Source organism: Corynebacterium callunae (genome assembly GCF_046592015.1).
Lineage (GTDB): Bacteria > Actinomycetota > Actinomycetes > Mycobacteriales > Mycobacteriaceae > Corynebacterium > Corynebacterium callunae_A.
This window is the reverse complement of the sequence record NZ_JAWVOB010000009.1, coordinates 16483-34024: the sequence shown is the minus strand read 5'-3', so window position 1 is coordinate 34024 and position 17542 is coordinate 16483. Positions and strand designations below refer to the sequence as shown.

The following is a 17542-nucleotide window of genomic DNA, read 5'->3' as shown; positions in this document are numbered from 1 at the left end:
GCAGCGTGAAGAACTAGCCGATTACGCGCTGCAGCTGTGCAGACATGCGTGGCTTGAGTTCATCGCCAACGAGGCGCTCATCAACCCAGCCCAGCTCATTGGTAGGAAGCAAGCCATAAAGGCGCTTTCCTGGTCCCAGGGTGGTAGGTCCGGTTGCGGTCACCATGGTGGAGGCGGACTCTAGCTCCCATGCTCGCTCATTAAGTGGCTGGCCGTAGAAGATTTCTACAACGCCACTTGCGTGGGTGCTGATGAACTCAATTTCATCCTTGAGGTTAATGCGCCAGAAGCCGGACTCGCGGTGATCAACACCGACGGTCTCACCTTCCTCGTTGATCTTCCACATACGGGATTCATAGGTGAGGTAGTTTTCGCCATCGTGGGCGAAGGTAATCTGCTGGCCAAAGGCGTACTGACCTTCTTCGGCGGTGTCAGCCTGGCCCTCGCCACGCCAAACGCCCACCAAAGGAAGCAGCGCTAGCAGGCCATCGTGCAGGTTGGGACCTTCGCGGAGGTTTGCGGTGTCATCTGGGATGGGAAGATCGCCCAGACCTGGGATGTTGCGGTGGGCAGTGCTCTTGGACTGCTCCGCAGCGAGGTTGACGGCGTCAGAGCCGCTGATGGTTGCAGAATCGGAGAGGGAAGGACCATCTGCTCCTGAACCGGGGACTATTGGATTATTAACAGAATCTTTTTCGCTCATGACATCCAAGACTAGCGTTTAGCCACTAAGCTTAGGCAACGTGCATGTTCTATTGATCGCGAACCCGGAGTCGACAAGCCAGACTGAAGAACTTTTCCGTCGGGTCATTCCACAACTCATGGAGATTCCTGATCTTCGCCTCGAAGCAAGGTTTACGCACTACGCAGGCCATGCCGAGGAAATGGTGCAAGGAATGACACGGCAGGATTTTGACATTATTGTCCCCGCCGGCGGTGACGGCACGGTCAATGAAGTGATAAATGGATTACTTGGACCCGCAGATGGTGATGTTCGCCCACATGGCGAATTACCGGCCATTGCGGTGCTGCCAACGGGTTCTGCCAACGTCTTTGCCCGTGCGCTTGGATACCCTGCTGATAACTATGCCGCTGCTCAAATGTTGGTGGATTTGATTCGTGAACAAAGCACCCGCACCATCACCTTGGGCACCTGGCAGGGTGATGAAGAACAAAAGCGCTGGTTTGCGGTTAATGCCGGCTTTGGCATTGATGCTGAGGTTATTGCGCGCGTGGAGCGGGCCCGTTCTCGGGGTTTCGCGGCCTCGCCCCTGTTGTATTTGCAGGTGAGTGTGCGCGCCTGGATGAAGGCGCAGGTAAAAGCACCGCGTATTTCAGTGCAGGCCACCAGCACTGATGGTGAAAAGATGAGCCATCAAGATATCCCCATGATGTTGGCTTCCAATACCAATCCCTGGACTTTCCTCGGTCCTTTGCCAGTGGTGACCAATCCAGGCAACTCTTTTGATTCTGGTCTGGGGCTTTTTGGATTGAGTGGACTGCGTGGTTTTGGCGGCGTGGCAGCAATGATGCACCTTATTGGTGTCGGCCATGGGCGTGGCATCGAAAAGCTCATCGCCAAGCGCACCATTATTTTTGATGACGCTGAGGAAGTTATTTTGGAATGTCGCAGCGGGCAGCGCTTCCAAGTTGATGGCGAATATGAGGGCAAGCCCACCCGAGTGGTGCTTGAATCCATCCCAGATGTGGTGCGAGTTTTTGCACCACAGGAAAATCCCTTGCCCCCAACCATGAGTTGGATTCGCCACGCAGCAAAGTATGCCCGCGATTTTGTGCGGGTGCGGGCGGTTTAATCACCACCCGGAAACTAAGAGGTGCTCGAATCTGCCTCAGGGGCGGCGAGCGGGGAGAGCTCGCGGGTGGTGAGGGTGACATTGCGGGCTTCAGATTGGAAGTGGATGGAACCGCCAGAAAGATAGACAGCCATCGCACGATCCGCCAGCGGCAGCTGGCGGGTGTCCACCCGCCAAGTAAAAGCACTGCTGACATCGTCGAGGTTGAGGCCAGGGGCAGCGTCGATAAGCTCAATGGGCGTCATTCGGAATTCCGAGCCCACTAGGCGCAAGGTCACCAATACGCTGACCGGATCGGATTGGCCTGGGGGAGTGCCGGTGAGGAGTGCTTCGGAGGCCAGACCGCCGGCGGGGGAAATGTCATTTGGGTGTGAAATATCTAGGTCGGTGATATCCAATTGGGCGCCGATTGCGACACCATCCATGCGTAAATTACGAGTAAAAAGCTCAGCGGTGGTGCCTTCGAGATTTCCAGAAAGAATCTGTTCGGGGGTTACCTTAACTTTTTCCACCACGGTGCTGGCGTTGACCATACCGACACCGGGTACTTCAACATCGAGCATATCGATGCTTACTGTTGCCAATTCACCGGTGAAAAATGATGTGGAATAGATGGAACTACCTGCGAAAACGCGGGGGTTATTGTCCAAATCTGCAGAATCTGCGACGGCAGTGGAGATATTGTTTTCGGCGCGGGCTGCGATGGCGGAATCGGCAACCCAGAATGTTGCTCCAGCAATAGCGCACACACCTAAAGATGCTGCTGCGATGTTCAAGGCCTGAGATCTGGATTTTTGCACACCTATATCTTTACCGCACTTGGCTGCAAGAACATGAAGTTTGGGGCTACCCTGGGGCCATGAACTCTACTGAAGCTATAAAACAAACCCACATTGCTCTTGATCGCGATCTCCGTGAACAGGCACTTCTCCTACTTCGCGAGGTCAGCGCCGTGGATGGAGTTGATGCTTTATCTGAGCAATTTGTGCGCGGTTTGGCTGAACCTGGTCTGGGCCATACTCACTTTATTGTCACCATTGGTGGGAAATTGGTCGGCCTTGCGGCCTCCGACGGCGCCACCACAGAACTAGCAGTACACCCGGCGCAACGCCGGCAGGGGGTCGGTAAAGCGCTTATCGACGCAACCCCCACCGAAAGCGTTTGGGCTCATGGAAATACTGATGCGGCACAAGCATTAGCTGCAACCCTGCGCATGAAAAAGACCCGCGAGCTGCTGGTAATGGAGATTTCTGGTGCAGCTTTAGGAGAAGCTGCAAACTATTCCGATCCCGCAGGATTTAGCCATAGTTCCTTGGCCAATGCGCCCATTGCACGTGCCGCTGCAGAAGAAAAGTGGCTGCAGGCCAATAATGAAGCCTTTGATTGGCATCCAGAACAAGGTGGCTGGGATATTCACCGCCTGCACCGCGCGCAAAAAGCACAGTGGTACCGCGACGAAGATGTGCTATTCCTCTGGCAGGGCGAGGAATTGGCGGGATTCCACTGGGTGAAACAGCACTCCGCTGACCTTCAAGAAATTTATGTAGTGGGTCTTGCTGCTGCATTCCGTGGCCAAGGATTGGGCGATCCGCTGGTGCGTTTGGGCTTGCATCATATGAAAAATCAAGGGGCGCAGCGGATCATTTTGTATGTGGAAGCTGATAATGCACCAGCTTTTGCTGCTTATGAAAAACTCGGTTTTAGTGTTGCCGAGCGCCATGTGGTCTATGAAAAGTAGTTCTGAGGGAGGGCTGCCGGCGCAATTTTTAGGGGAAAAGCCTGTGGAAACTTGAAGAAATATATAAGTATAGATGAAATATTATAGGAGTGACTTAAATTGTAACCATGAGTGATGAAAGTCTCTTGCTAATGAAAATGAGAGTAGGTGGGGGATTAAGTTCTTGAAACGCTTTCCCAGAGTTCACATATTGTTAACCAATTCTGCCTTAGTTAGTCATTTCCGGGGCTTAGGTTTTCATGAGTGAGCAACCCGAGGGTTTTAACCAGCCCCTCAAGAACTTGGAGTTGCTCTGACGATGTCTACAATTACACCGGAAAGGCTTCCCCCGTGAACCTCACTCTTAAGCGCTCTATCGCCCTCGTGGGCGCAGTAACCGCAGGCTCCTTCGCACTTGTTGCTTGCTCTGACTCCTCCGAGTCTGACTCCGCTACTTCTTCTTCCGCTTCCTCCGAGGGTGGCACTGACGCCGCAGCTATTGAGGGACTTTCCGGCACCACCGGCCAGCTCGTAGCAGAAGGTGCTTCCTCCCAGCAGTCCGCAATGGACTACTTCGGTATCAAGTACTCCGAGGCTGTCGAAGGTGCTTCCCTGGCTTACACCGCTTCCGGTTCCGGTTCCGGACGCACCAACTTCGCTGCAGGTCAGGTTGCCTTCGGTGGCTCTGACTCCGCAATGAAGGATGACCAGGCTGCAGAAGCTGCACAGCGTTGCGGTGGCAACGAAGCATGGCACCTGCCTTTCGTTATCGGCCCAGTTGCTGTTGCTTACAACGTTCCTGGCGTTGAGTCCATCAACCTGGACATCGAGACCGTCGCCAAGATCTTCAAGGGCGAAATCACCAAGTGGAACGACGAAGCAATCGCTGCTCAGAACGAGGGCACCGAGCTTCCTGATCTCGACATCTCCGTTCTGTACCGCTCTGAAGAGTCCGGCACCTCCGACAACTTCCAGAAGTTCCTCGGCGCTGCTACCGACATCTGGGAGACCGAAGGCCAGTCCTTCCCAACCGCTGTTGGTTCAGGCGCACAGGGCTCCAACGGTGTAGCTTCTGAGGCTGCAGCTATCGAGGGTGGCATCACCTACGTTGAGGCTGGCTTCGCAAACCAGGCTGGCCTGGGCATTGCAAACCTTGACTTCGGTTCCGGCCCAGTTGAGCTCAACGCTGAGTCCGTCGGAGTTGCTCTGGACGCACTGACCTTCAAGACCGAAGGCCACAACATGGTTGTTGACACCGACGCTCTGTTCGCAATGAACGAAGCTGGCGCTTACCCATTGGTTCTGACCACCTACGAAATCGTCTGCTCCGCAGGTTATGACGAGACCACCCGCGACCAGGTCAAGGACTTCCTGACCGTTGCGCTTAACTCCCAGGATGATCAGCTGGCAGCTCTTGGTTACATCCCAGTAACCGGCGCTCACTACGATCGCCTCGTTGCAGCTGTTGAAGCAATTCAGTAAAAACGCTGCTCTCACGATCTCCTAGAGATTGTGAATCGTGACCTCGGGCGCCCTCTCCCAGCAATTTGGGGGAGGGCGCCTATGGTCTCCCGAAATGCTTTTGAAACAACACGCCAGTTAAGGAATCAACCACTAATGGCCAGTAATGAGTCAGTAACGGAGAAGCAAGACTTGGATGCGTCCAAAGTCGAGGCACACATTGTGCCTAATAATGCTCATTCCGCACAGACCAAGCCTTCCAGGAAAATCGTCGCAGAAGGTGGCGGCAGCGTAAAGCGCCCCGGCGACCGTATTTTCGAGTTCCTGTCCACTGCCTCCGCAGCTATCATTTCCGTCATTATTGTGGCTATTGCTGCCTTCCTTATCTGGCGTGCAATCCCCGCTTTGATGCGGAACGCTGAAGGTATTGGCGGATTCTTCACCTATTCCGATGCGTGGGATACCCGCGACGTTGAGGCAATGTACTTCGGTATTCCAAACCTCCTCGCGGCAACCTTGTTGGTCTCAGTCATCGCACTGCTGATCGCCATGCCAATTGCGCTCGGCATCGCAATCTTCCTTTCCAACTACTCTCCAAAGCGCCTGGTTAAGCCACTTGGCTACATGGTGGACATGCTTGCTGCAGTTCCTTCCATTGTCTACGGCCTCTGGGGCTGGCAGGTGCTCGGACCAGCACTGTCCGGTTTCTACGAGTGGGTCAACGGCTGGGGCGGCGGATTCTTCCTTTTTGCCACCTACGCAAACTCCCCATCTTTTGCTACCGGCCGTAACATCCTCACCGGTGGCATCGTGCTCGCAGTGATGATTCTGCCAGTTATCGCAGCTACTGCCCGCGAAGTTTTCGTTCAGACCCCTAAGGGCCAGGTCGAGGCTGCACTTGCTCTTGGTGCAACCCGCTGGGAAGTTGTACGCCTGACCGTGCTGCCTTTCGGTCTCTCAGGTTATGTTTCCGGTGCCATGCTTGGTCTGGGCCGTGCACTTGGTGAGACCATGGCGCTTTACATGGTGGTTTCCCCATCCTCTGCATTCCGCTTCTCAATTTTCGACGGCGGTACCACCTTTGCAACTGCCATCGCGAACGCTGCACCTGAGTTCAACGACAATACCCGTGCAGGTGCTTATATCGCAGCCGGCCTGGTGCTGTTCGCCCTCACCTTTATCGTCAACGCTGGCGCTCGCGCCATAGTTAACCGCGGAAAGTAGAAGGGGCTAAAAACATGACTAACAACGTTGCCACTCCGCGCATGGATGAGCCATTGAAGAAGAGCTCTGCCTTCACTGACATCAACTCCAGCCGTAAAACCGTAAATACTTTTGCTACCGTCATCATTTACTTGGCGATGGCTTTGGCTGCAGTTCCACTCGTATGGGTGCTGTGGACTGTAATAGCTAAGGGGCTTTCCCCGATTCTTACCGCTGAATGGTGGACCACCTCTCAGAGTGGCGTCATGCTGATGCTGCCAGGCGGCGGCGCTGCCCACGCCATGATCGGTACCTTCATGCAGGCACTGATTACCTCTATCATCTCCATCCCAATCGGTATCTTCACCGCTATCTACCTGGTGGAGTACTCCAACGGTAACCGCTTGGGCCGTATCACCACCTTCATGGTTGACATCCTTACCGGTGTTCCTTCCATCGTTGCCGCTTTGTTCGTCTACTCCATGTGGATTGTGCTCTTTGGCTTCGAACGTTCCGGATTCGCAGTGGCTTTGTCACTGGTTATTCTCATGGTTCCGGTTATCATCCGAAACACTGAAGAAATGCTGCGCGTGGTTCCTCAGGATCTGCGTGAAGCTTCCTACGCACTGGGTGTTCCAAAGTGGAAGACCATCGCCAAGATCGTGCTTCCTACCGCCCTGTCCGGCATTGTCACCGGCGTCATGCTGGCAGTTGCTCGTGTGATGGGTGAGTCCGCACCAGTTCTGGTCTTGGTTGGTTCCTCCCAGGCCATCAACTGGAACCCCTTCTCCGGACCACAGGCTTCCTTGCCACTGATGATGCTCGATATGTACAAGGCTGGTACTGCCCCAGCAACGCTGGACAAGCTGTGGGGCGCAGCACTGACCCTGGTGATCATCATCGCGGTTCTTAACATCGGTGCGCGCATCATTTCTGCCAAGTTCTCAGTCAAGCAATAATTCACACCTCTTTTAAGAAAACAACAGGAGAATCCACAGCGATGTCGAAGCTCAAGCTCAATGATGTCAACATCTACTACGGTGATTTCCACGCCGTTCAGAATGTTTCCCTCGAAGTACCTGCACGTTCTGTCACCGCGTTCATCGGACCTTCCGGTTGCGGTAAGTCCACCGTTCTGCGCTCCATCAACCGCATGCACGAAGTAACCCCAGGCGCATACGTCAAGGGCGACATCCTGCTCGACGGCGAGAACATCTACGGCTCCAAGGTTGATCCAGTAGCCGTTCGTAACACCATCGGCATGGTTTTCCAGAAGGCTAACCCATTCCCAACCATGTCCATCGAGGACAACGTGGTTGCAGGTCTGCGCCTCTCCGGTGAGAAGAACAAGAAGAAGCTCAAGGAAGTTGCTGAGAAGTCCCTCCGTGGCGCAAACCTCTGGGAAGAGGTTAAGGACCGTCTGGACAAGCCAGGTGGAGGCCTCTCCGGTGGTCAGCAGCAGCGTCTGTGCATCGCTCGCGCAATTGCCGTCGAGCCAGAAGTTCTGCTCATGGACGAGCCTTGCTCCGCTCTTGACCCAATCTCAACTCTGGCTGTGGAGGACCTCATCCACGAGCTCAAGGAAGAGTTCACCATCGTGATCGTGACCCACAACATGCAGCAGGCTGCGCGTGTGTCTGATCAGACCGCGTTCTACTCCCTGGAGGCAACCGGTAAGCCAGGTCGTCTGGTTGAAATCGGACCTACCAAGAAGATCTTCGAGAACCCAGATCAGAAGGAAACCGAAGATTACATCTCCGGCCGCTTCGGATAAATCTTAAAACCAAAAACCGCCGCCCCAGCACTTACGCTGGGGTGGCGGTTTTCTGCTACCTGGGGCGCGTCGAAAAGTGCTTTTCGACGCCTGTTAGTTGTCTTTGGAACTATTGCGGAATTGGCGCTCCAGCTCCGCCCAGCGCTTCTCCACGTCTTCCTCAATGCGCTCATGTTCGCGTTTGCGCAGGTATTCCTCCGGCTGCAGGCCTGTAGCGAGGTAAACGATGCGGGCAGCCACATTCACCGTGTGATCGGCATAGCGCTCATAGAAGCGTGAGAGCAGCGCTAAATCCACGGCTGCGCGGGTGCCATGAGGCCAGGGGCGCGTGGTGAGGGTTCGCATGATGTGAACGTGGAGATCGTCCACGGCGTCATCGTTGGTGGTCATGTCTAGGGCGACGTCAGGATTAGGATCGATGAGGATCTGCCTAATGCTATCGGTCATTTCACAGACCAAGCGAGCCATCTCCTTGATAAAACCTTGCATCTCAGGAGGAACCACTGGATCCGGATAACGACGGCGCACGGAATTGGCGATGTGAATAGCGAGCGCACCCATGCGGGTGAAATCCTCAACAATATAGATGGAGGACACCACTTGGCGCAGGTCGCGGGCGACAGGGGTTTCCAGCGCCAAAAGGCCAACTGCTTGGGATTCGCAGCGAATGCGAACCTCTTCAAGCTGGTCAGCGTTTGAGAGCGCGCTTTCCGCGGAAGCTAGAGAGGTGCGCAAAAGTGCATCTGTTGCCTTGGTCAGGCAGTCTTTAGTTACATCGCACAAGATGATGAGGTCATGTGCAAATTCGTCCAATTGCTGTCTATATGCAGTGCGCATGGATTTCACTATATGCCTACTAAGGGCGGAGTGCTGGGCAAGACGCACCACTGTAGTGGATTTACCTAATAATGGGGTTAATCCCATTATTGGCTTTAACCCCCTGAATTCATCATTTCTGCACCTTCTGGCACGGTTGCATCCTCGGGATCATCAAGCCAACCATCGGGAAGTGCTACCTTGGCAGGTGCTCCTTGACGGCCGCGTGCGCCCTCTGCATCAACTGCAAGGGCCTCAGAATCAGCCCAAGGCGCAAGAAGATCCTCGAGCTCCTGGTAGGTGGATACGCGGGCCAGGGCGGAACGGAAATCACCACCGACTGGGAAACCGCGTAGGTACCAACTCATATGTTTGCGCAGATCGCGGATGCCTTTGTTTTCACCATCATGCTGAATTAGGAGTTCAGCGTGACGTAGAATAATGCGAGTGACCTCACCAAAAGTAGGTTCAGCGGGGATCTCTTCACCGCGGACAGCAGCAGAAAGCTCCGCAAAAAGCCAGGGGCGGCCGAGGCAACCACGGCCCACCACCACGCCATCGCAGCCGGTTTGTTCCATCATGCGGGTGGCATCAGCTGCTGCAAAGATATCGCCATTGCCTAATACGGGAATGCCGGTATCCGCGAGATGCTCTTTAAGACGAGTGATCTCATCCCAATTTGCCTCGCCGGAGTAGCGCTGCGCAGCAGTACGCGCATGCAGGGCCACCGACTTTGCACCGGCATCCACCGCAATACGGCCGGCATCAAGGTGTGTATGGTGCTCATCGTCAATGCCCACACGGAACTTCACCGTAACGGGAATATCAGTGCCTTCAGTGGCCTTAACCGCTGCCGAGACAATGTTTTCAAAAAGGCGGCGCTTATAAGGGATTGCCGATCCGCCACCGCGACGGGTGACCTTGGGGACGGGGCAGCCGAAGTTCATATCAATATGATCAGCCAGGTTCTCCTCGACGATCATGCGCGCTGCTTCATAGGTGTACTTTGGATCCACCGTATAAAGCTGCAAGCTGCGCGGATTCTCATCCGGCGCGAAGGTGGTCATGTGCATGGTCTTTTCATTGCGCTCAACAAGTGCGCGTGCCGTTACCATTTCACAGACATAAAGCCCAGAAATCGTGCCCGTACGCTGAATTTCCTGTTCCCGGCACAGGGTGCGGAAAGCAACGTTGGTGACCCCGGCCATGGGGGCCAGGATCACGGGGGAGGAGAGGTCAAAGGGGCCGATCTTTAGAGTCACTTATCTATTGTCTCTCTCTTAGTGTTAAAGGCAAAATGCCAGCAGGGGATTTGTGAAGGATTCGGCCAAAAATCGATAAATCAATTCCGGTCACCTCTGCCTACAGGCTGCGGATTGCCTATGGGGTGCCCCTAAAATAGCCCTCTAACAGGTGAATTCGGGCATTTGAAGGCGTAATGGTTTATTCTGGTGACACAACATATTAAAAGTGGGGTACATCATAAGTCCCTCTACGTCGTGACGTGGCCGTATTTTTCCACCGATTAATACCAAGCTTGCACTACCGAGGGTTGATGGGTTCCACAGAAACTTAAACGTTGACTTTTGCTGCTTTCGCGCGCCTAGTTTAGGTGGGCGATCGACTAGCTGCATAGAAGTTGACTACCTGAGGAGGTAAGAAATGTCTGATCGCATTGCTTCGGAGAAGCTGCGCTCCAAGATCATGTCCGCTGAAGAGGCTGCACAGTTTGTCAACGCTGGTGACAAGGTGGGCATGTCTGGCTTTACCGGCGCTGGCTATCCAAAGGCTTTGCCAACCGCTATTGCCAACCGTGCCAAGGAAGCTCACGCTGCTGGCAATGATTATGCAATTGATATGTTTACCGGTGCTTCCACTGCTCCTGACTGTGATGGCGTTTTGGCAGAAGCCGATGCTGTTCGCTGGCGTATGCCTTATGCCTCTGATCCAATCATGCGTACCAAGATCAATGAAGGAAAGATGGGATACTCCGATATCCACCTTTCCCACTCTGGCCAGCAGGTTGAAGAAGGCTTCTTTGGCAAGCTCAACGTAGCCATCATTGAGGCAACCCGCATCACCGAAGAGGGCTACATCATCCCTTCCTCCTCTGTTGGTAACAACGTGGAATACCTCAATGCTGCTGAAAAGATCATCATCGAGGTTAACTCCTGGCAGTCCGCTGATCTTGAGGGCATGCACGACATCTGGTCTGTACCAGCTTTGCCAAACCGCGTAGCTGTGCCAATCAACAAGGCTGGCGACCGCATTGGTAAGACCTACATTGAATTCGACACCGACAAGGTTGTCGCCGTTGTAGAGACCAACACCCCAGACCGCAACGCTCCATTCAAGCCAGTCGACGAGGTTTCCCAGAAGATCGCTGGCAACTTCCTTGACTTCCTCGAAGGTGAAGTTGCAGCTGGCCGCCTTTCCTACGACGGCTACGTCATGCAGTCCGGCGTGGGCAATGTTCCTAACGCTGTGATGGCTGGCCTGTTGGAGTCCAAGTTCGAAAACATCCAGGCCTACACCGAGGTTATCCAGGACGGCATGGTCGACCTGATCGACGCCGGCAAGATGACCGTTGCTTCTGCAACCTCCTTCTCCCTGTCTCCTGAGTACGCAGAGAAGATGAACAACGACGCAAAGCGCTACCGTGAGTCCATCATTCTGCGCCCACAGCAGATCTCTAACCACCCAGAGGTTATCCGTCGTGTCGGCCTGATCGCCACCAACGGCCTCATTGAAGCTGATATCTACGGCAACGTTAACTCCACTAACGTTTCCGGCTCCCGTGTGATGAACGGAATCGGTGGCTCCGGCGACTTCACCCGCAACGGCTACATCTCCAGCTTCATCACCCCATCCGTAGCAAAGGGCGGCGCAATTTCTGCCATCGTTCCTTTCGCTTCCCACATTGACCACACCGAGCACGACGTTATGGTCGTTATCTCTGAGTATGGTTATGCGGATCTGCGTGGTCTTGCTCCACGTGAGCGTGTTGCCAAGATGATTGGCCTGGCACACCCTGATTACCGTCCGCTGCTCGAGGAATACTATGAGCGCGCAACCTCCGGCGACAACAAGTTCATGCAGACCCCTCATGACCTTGCAACCGCCTTTGATTTCCACATCAACCTCGCGAAGACCGGCTCGATGAAGGGCTAGTTCTCGCTTGACTAAAGACCACCAAACTGCCAGTGAGCAGTGCGGTGGTTTTTTCATACCTGCAGCTAGGAGCCTTGGTTGAATGAAACAGGGGGTCGATTTTTAAGCACAACATAGATGTACTAATATTGTCTGAGTTGGGCCTATAGCTCAGTTGGTAGAGCTACGGACTTTTAATCCGCAGGTCTTGGGTTCGAGTCCCAATGGGCCCACAATTACCCCCGCTTTTCCTAGTGAAGAGCGGGGGTTTTCTTATGCCTAAGGACGGTCTTAAGTTCAGCGGGTCAGGGTAGGGTGGCTTCTGGGGGTCGGGTAAGTATCGGGTTGGTTTGACTGGAATTAGCTACGGGTTCTCGATGCAGAGGCAGTCAACAGGCTCCGCACTTGATATTGCTTCAATAATCAGGCGGAGGCCTAACTTGAGACGTTCTTTCGAGGTGGCTTGTTAAAGGCCAGCTGCTAGTAAATAAAAGTCCGTTATTGGTTAACCACCTAAAGATGCCAAGAAGAGTTTGGTCCTTGGGCGTGAAGGCACATGGAGGGCTTAGTTAGTCCGTTCATTCAATTTGCGCAGTGGGCTTTTGAGGACTGCATGCGAAAAGGTGGAGAGACATTCCTTGAATGCCTCTAGAGCCTCTTTTGCTCTTCGGAGGGGTTGGAATGAGGGCGCATCAAAGCCAAGGTTTTGGGACTAGCTATTTCAAAAATTGAAGCTTGTGAGTTGTCCGGCTTTAAGGGGCAAATTTAATAGGCTCTGCTACGAATGCAGTTTAAAGCGCCTCTCATGTAGGACCACTGGCACGTTTCTGAAGCTTAGGAAGCTGCTGAGGTTAGTGGCAATTGATTGAGTTTAGACGTCGAAGAAATTCTGCATAAATTTTATAACTCCGAATATTATGTAACTGGCTAAATCTAATTTCAGAGATGTGGAAACGGCGGATTTTGGGGGAAAGTTTGAACTTAAATGCCCTTACGTGCCCCTCGGGTTAGGTCCCTATCATTTTTTACTCTAATTACAGGGGGTTGAGAATAGGGTGTGGGGAACGGTGCTATTTCCGAATTTGTTTGTACTTCCAGTCACATTTCTTAAAACTTGTAATAAATTTGCAAGATTTATACTAGGTATTATCAAAGGTTTTCTTAGAAAGTATTAAGAATTTCGGGGGTGACATTTTGTGTCCATATCAATAATCTTTTATGTATTTAAGTAATGGGGCCTGTGCTGGGATTTTATTCCTCATTTCTATGTATATATCTCACTGCGCAGGTATGTGGAAAGTTAACAAATTTCTTACTTTAGGGTGCTGAACAGTAGAAATAGCGATACTCGAAAAATGTTATCGAAGGGGTTGGTGGGTTTAAATCGGCCTCTATGGGCAAATTCAAGGTATATTTATTTTGTTTCCCAGAGTTTTTCAGGTCATGGAGTATAAGGTGCGGGGGTGCCTTTTATGGGGGTGGAACGATAGGGGGAAACCTTAAATAGAGCTTCATAGTTTTCATGACAAAAGAGAGATTTCTGCCAAAAAGCTGTCTTGGCAATGTCATTTCCGTGGTGTTAGTGTGCATAGAACTTAATTTCTAGCAATCTTGATATCTGAAAAGGGGTGGCCGTGACACAGCGTGGAACCGGATTTCTCAGCCGAGGTCGAATATTTTTGACCATCGGTTTGGTGGTTCTACTTGTTGGCATGACTACTTTTTCTGCTGGCGCAGCGCCAGTTGCCCAGACCTTTGATCAAACCTTGCAAGAAAGCCGGGAAATGGCGCCAGCAGAGGTAGCTGATACGCCAGAACTGGATTCAGCAGTGGAGGGCGAAAATCAGGTGCCGCAGGTGGAGACTTCGCCTGATGAAATGGTGGCTACAACTGAGCTCGAATCAGGTGTTGCAGAACCAGCAACTGAGACTTCCGGCGCGGATCTAATCCTGCAATCGCTCAATCAGCTTAATGCTGCAATGGCTCCCCTGTCTGCTACAGAGGACAAATGTAATAACGCCGATTCCGGTACCGGTGCTTATGCGGAAACGCTGTGCTGGATTGATTTTAGTGGCTTCACCACGGCTTATAAGAATAAGGGAGACTGGTGGTGGCCTGATTGGCAAAGTGTATTGGGAGATCAGTATACGGTTGCAAATTCGCGGAGCGGAAACTGGGGAGACATCAAGAATTATCCAGTCTCTGTAGACCTAGGCGGTGGCTATATTTTGACGGCTCTGCTTGATGTGAAAGGAAAGAATGCCAATGGCAAGCAATTAGGGGCAGATTTCTTTCCTACCTATGACAAGGCCTTTCTAGGGAATCACAACTTTTACACCCGCGTAGACGGAAAGCCAGCGCTTTATCAACTGGGACAGGGAGGTCAATCCACACTAACTCTTAAGAGCATTGAGCTTAAAAAGGATGGCATCCTGCTTAAGGACTATTCCGTGGTCGTTGCTGACGCGGAATCTACCGACAGTGGAGAGTCAATTATCTGGTCAACAACTGGAGCGGGATTTAAATGGCTGCCAAATAATCCCTCAGGTGGTTCCAAAGCAAAAGTCATGGGTAACGCATGTAGCACTATTAACCAACCATGGAACTCAAACACTCCTTTCGTATCAGCTACCTGCAGTGGTGGACCAAATGTAGATAAAACTGGAACGGCGATGCTTGCAACTGAACCCCCAGTTGCCGGTACCTTTAGTATTACTCAGGAGCTATATGGACGTGGTCTCCAAGGTGTTGCCTTCGGTGTGATTGTTGCTCGCGCTGAGATTGAGACCAAGGTGTCTGATCGCATCGTAAATGCATCGAATGAGAAATCTGACTCAACTAACTTTCTCGGAAGCATTACCTCTGATAACGGAACATTCATCGCTGCTGCTGAGACTGGAACTATTGCGCTGAGCTCAACTTCGGCATCTGCATTGCCAGTAAGTACGGCTGGAACTCAGCTGCTATTTACTTCTTCCGCCTCCGGTACCTTGGCCTCCTCCTATGTACCAGCTTGGCAGTGCATAAAGACAGACCCATCAAAAACAACTTCTGATTATTGGCCTTCGCAAACAACAACAAGCCCAGTCCCTCCTGCGTCAAATAGTGCCTTCACAAAGCTGTCTGTAGGCCAGTACCTCAAGTGCACCGTTGAATACACCCCACCATATTTGACGCTGGTCAAAAAGGTGGACAACGGAGAAACTGCAGCAAAGCACACTGCTGCTGACTTCACCCTGAACGCCACACGGAACGCAGACCCAGTCTCGAAAATTTGGGGCGCCGGAAACGGGGCAACTGAAGTAACCAAAAGGGCCGTAGCTGTTGGCCAATATGCACTTGGTGAAACCAGCCCAGATCCTGCCGTTGAAGGGAACTGGAAATATGGATATGACTGGACCGACCTCGTGTGTAAACCTCCTGAAGGTTCCATCGCAAGTACGGATTTTGATGTAACCAAGGCACAGGATGGGACTATTTCTGGTGCCAATCTAACGATCAAAACCGGTAGCAACATCACCTGTACCTACACCAACGTTGCCAGAGAGCCGCAGCTCGAAGCTGAAAAAGCTGCCTACGATGCCGCCGGCATTCTCCTGCCATGGGACAAAGCTATCGACGCCGGATCGACGGTCAGCTATAAGCTAACCTTCCGCAATTCAGGCACCGCAGCAATGGAACTCGACTACAGGGACTACCTTGGTGATGTCCTTGATGACTCGACTTTTGTAACCGACAGTATTCGAATTTCTGATGGTCAAGAAATGGCATATCCAGCAGCGATGGCCAATCCAGGGATCTCTGTTGCAGATAAAACTGGAGACGCCAATCCTCAGTTGGTAATTACAGGAGACGTTCAGCGAGCCCAAACCAGAACTGTGTGGTTTAAGGTCACAGTGCTATCTAACCAGGACAATGCCACAGCACGACAAGCCGGTAAGGCGAAGTCAGCGGACGACGCTCCGAAGCAAGTCGGTTATACGCTGAGCAATTATCTTGTGCCTGCTGGCAAGCCCGTTCTTGAAGCATGCCCTAAACCTGGCACTAATGAGCTAGCAACGTGTACTCAGAATCCTGTCCCAGCTTGGTCGGTTTCTAAGGATTCACGTCCTGCTAGTGGTGCACGTTTACATAAGGGCGGTAACGCTCACTATCAAATCACTGCAACCAAGATGAATGCGGCAACGTCAATTGAAGGCTTGGTTTTTGAAGATGATTTGACCCATGTGTTCAAGACTGCTGGCTGGGCACCCGGCGCAGCTGTGCCCGGTGGTGCTCTAAAGCGTGGAATCTACTTTTTTGACGCAAACGGTCAGTCGCTTGATAAAGATGGAAACGCTATCGGAACGGTAGCCGTTCCAGCAGCAGCCTTTGATGAAAACAGTGGTTACGTCCCAGAACCCACTTATGACGTTACATCTGAACGGTGGACCCTTAAATCTCTTCCAGTAACCGTGCCGGCAAACGCCATGCGAGCTGAAATGTGGTTTGCGGTCCAAGCTGGTGAGCGCCCAGCGAATATTCCATCGTCTTGGGTAGGGGAATCGAATCCTGTATTTGGTTCCAAGTTTGTCAACTATGTCCGCGCTCAGGCGCAGACATCTTTGGCACCGAATCAGTGCTCTTTGGTTGACACCAAGGTTCCGAACACTGGGCTGTCTCCTACCAGCACAAACCCACAGGATGAAAAATTTCCAGACGAGTGCCGGGTAATACACCAGATGTCTGACAATTACTTCACCATCCGCAAAGATGCTCGAGGTGCTGGAATTCAGTTCCCAACTGTTACCAACGGATGGGGCGATAGCACAGGGCTTACCAATATGGTTGGTCACGAGTTCGAGATTCGTGATGATGTCAATGGTGTTGCTTCAACTTATCCATCGGTGAAGCTCTGCCGTGCGGAATATAACCCTGAGACCTGGGATGGGACTTTCATCCCTGGAGGAACCCCTGATTGGGGACAAGATTCCAAAACTTTGGCAGCCATCATTGCGCACAACAATAAATTGCCAGAAGGGGATCCCGGGATACTTCCGCTGTGCGGTTTGTTCTACCCACAAGGAACATATGGCGGGCAGCCTAACGCAGGTGGTCAAGACGGACGCTGGCGATCTGAGTACCTCAGCGCTGGCGACTATTGGCTGGTGGAAACCAAGGCTCCAGATAAACAAATCAATAATTCCGGTACAGATAGACGTTCCGTGCCAGGAGTGCAGCTCTTATCGCAACCCGTTGGCTTCAAAGTTTGGCCCGATGCAGATGGTCCCACCTTTGGTGCGGAGAACCCACAGCAATCTATGGAAGGCCGTGGACAGCTTGATATTAAGGGGCTGGAGCAGCAGCGGTGTTCTCCTGGTGCACCTGTAGCTCAAAGACCTGTTGCCTGTGTGAACGCGACCGGATATTTGATGCTGGTTCAAGACGTGGTTCCAATTTCGATGCCACTTAGCGGTGGTACCGGAAGTTCCTGGCTACTAATTGCTGGTGGCGGCATCATTATGGCTGTTTTGATCGGCCTGTGGTTGTGGCGCCGAAATCAAGTGCAGCATGTGCAGCACAGCAAGGGTGGTGAGAATCCCATGTAGATCTAGGTGCTTCTCCTCG

At 52.5% G+C, this 17542-nt stretch carries 12 protein-coding genes and 1 tRNA gene; 9 read left to right on the top strand and 4 right to left on the bottom strand.

Features of this window, described 5'->3' with window-relative positions; all coding sequences use genetic code 11:
* Window positions 1-13 precede the first annotated feature (13 nt).
* The gene (locus SFC07_RS10345) at window positions 14-703 is read right to left on the bottom strand and encodes an FABP family protein (protein ID WP_411208175.1); all 690 of its coding nucleotides are present in this window, start codon (window positions 701-703) and stop codon (window positions 14-16) included.
* 40 nt (window positions 704-743) lie between these two features.
* Between SFC07_RS10345 and SFC07_RS10340 the strand changes: the two genes are divergently transcribed.
* Window positions 744-1814, top strand: a complete 1071-nt coding sequence (locus SFC07_RS10340) for a diacylglycerol/lipid kinase family protein (RefSeq protein WP_411208174.1) — start codon at window positions 744-746, stop codon at window positions 1812-1814.
* Between the two features lie 14 nt (window positions 1815-1828).
* On the opposite strand, the gene SFC07_RS10335 is transcribed toward SFC07_RS10340, so the two are convergent.
* The gene (locus SFC07_RS10335; RefSeq protein WP_411208173.1) at window positions 1829-2614 is read right to left on the bottom strand and encodes a DUF2993 domain-containing protein; all 786 of its coding nucleotides are present in this window, start codon (window positions 2612-2614) and stop codon (window positions 1829-1831) included.
* Between the two features lie 59 nt (window positions 2615-2673).
* Here SFC07_RS10335 and mshD point away from each other — a divergent pair, with 59 nt between their 5' ends.
* From mshD to pstB, 5 genes are all read left to right on the top strand, one after another.
* A complete protein-coding gene (mshD, locus tag SFC07_RS10330; RefSeq protein ID WP_411208172.1) occupies window positions 2674-3552 on the top strand; it encodes a mycothiol synthase in 879 nt (292 codons plus the stop codon).
* 330 nt (window positions 3553-3882) lie between these two features.
* Entirely contained in the window at window positions 3883-5013 is a 1131-nt protein-coding gene (pstS, locus tag SFC07_RS10325; RefSeq protein WP_411208171.1) for a phosphate ABC transporter substrate-binding protein PstS, read from the top strand.
* 135 nt (window positions 5014-5148) lie between these two features.
* On the top strand, window positions 5149-6216 hold the full coding sequence (gene pstC / locus SFC07_RS10320; protein ID WP_411208170.1) for a phosphate ABC transporter permease subunit PstC: 1068 nt from the start codon (window positions 5149-5151) through the stop codon (window positions 6214-6216).
* Window positions 6217-6230: 14 nt separating this feature from the next.
* The gene (gene pstA, locus SFC07_RS10315; protein WP_411208169.1) at window positions 6231-7154 is read left to right on the top strand and encodes a phosphate ABC transporter permease PstA; all 924 of its coding nucleotides are present in this window, start codon (window positions 6231-6233) and stop codon (window positions 7152-7154) included.
* Window positions 7155-7195: 41 nt separating this feature from the next.
* The gene (pstB, locus tag SFC07_RS10310; RefSeq protein WP_411208168.1) at window positions 7196-7969 is read left to right on the top strand and encodes a phosphate ABC transporter ATP-binding protein PstB; all 774 of its coding nucleotides are present in this window, start codon (window positions 7196-7198) and stop codon (window positions 7967-7969) included.
* Between the two features lie 93 nt (window positions 7970-8062).
* Here pstB and phoU read toward each other — a convergent pair whose 3' ends face one another.
* The gene (phoU, locus tag SFC07_RS10305) at window positions 8063-8806 is read right to left on the bottom strand and encodes a phosphate signaling complex protein PhoU (RefSeq protein ID WP_411208167.1); all 744 of its coding nucleotides are present in this window, start codon (window positions 8804-8806) and stop codon (window positions 8063-8065) included.
* A 95-nt stretch (window positions 8807-8901) separates the two neighbouring features.
* Window positions 8902-10047: a tRNA dihydrouridine synthase DusB gene (gene dusB, locus SFC07_RS10300; RefSeq protein WP_411208166.1), complete on the bottom strand. Its 1146-nt coding sequence runs from the start codon at window positions 10045-10047 to the stop codon at window positions 8902-8904.
* A gap of 400 nt (window positions 10048-10447) precedes the next feature.
* On the opposite strand from dusB, the gene SFC07_RS10295 reads away from it, so the two are divergent.
* From SFC07_RS10295 to SFC07_RS10285, 3 genes are all read left to right on the top strand, one after another.
* Entirely contained in the window at window positions 10448-11956 is a 1509-nt protein-coding gene (locus tag SFC07_RS10295; protein WP_411208165.1) for an acetyl-CoA hydrolase/transferase family protein, read from the top strand.
* 139 nt (window positions 11957-12095) lie between these two features.
* Window positions 12096-12168, top strand: a tRNA-Lys gene (locus SFC07_RS10290).
* A gap of 1401 nt (window positions 12169-13569) precedes the next feature.
* The gene (locus SFC07_RS10285; protein ID WP_411208164.1) at window positions 13570-17523 is read left to right on the top strand and encodes a hypothetical protein; all 3954 of its coding nucleotides are present in this window, start codon (window positions 13570-13572) and stop codon (window positions 17521-17523) included.
* Window positions 17524-17542 lie beyond the last annotated feature (19 nt).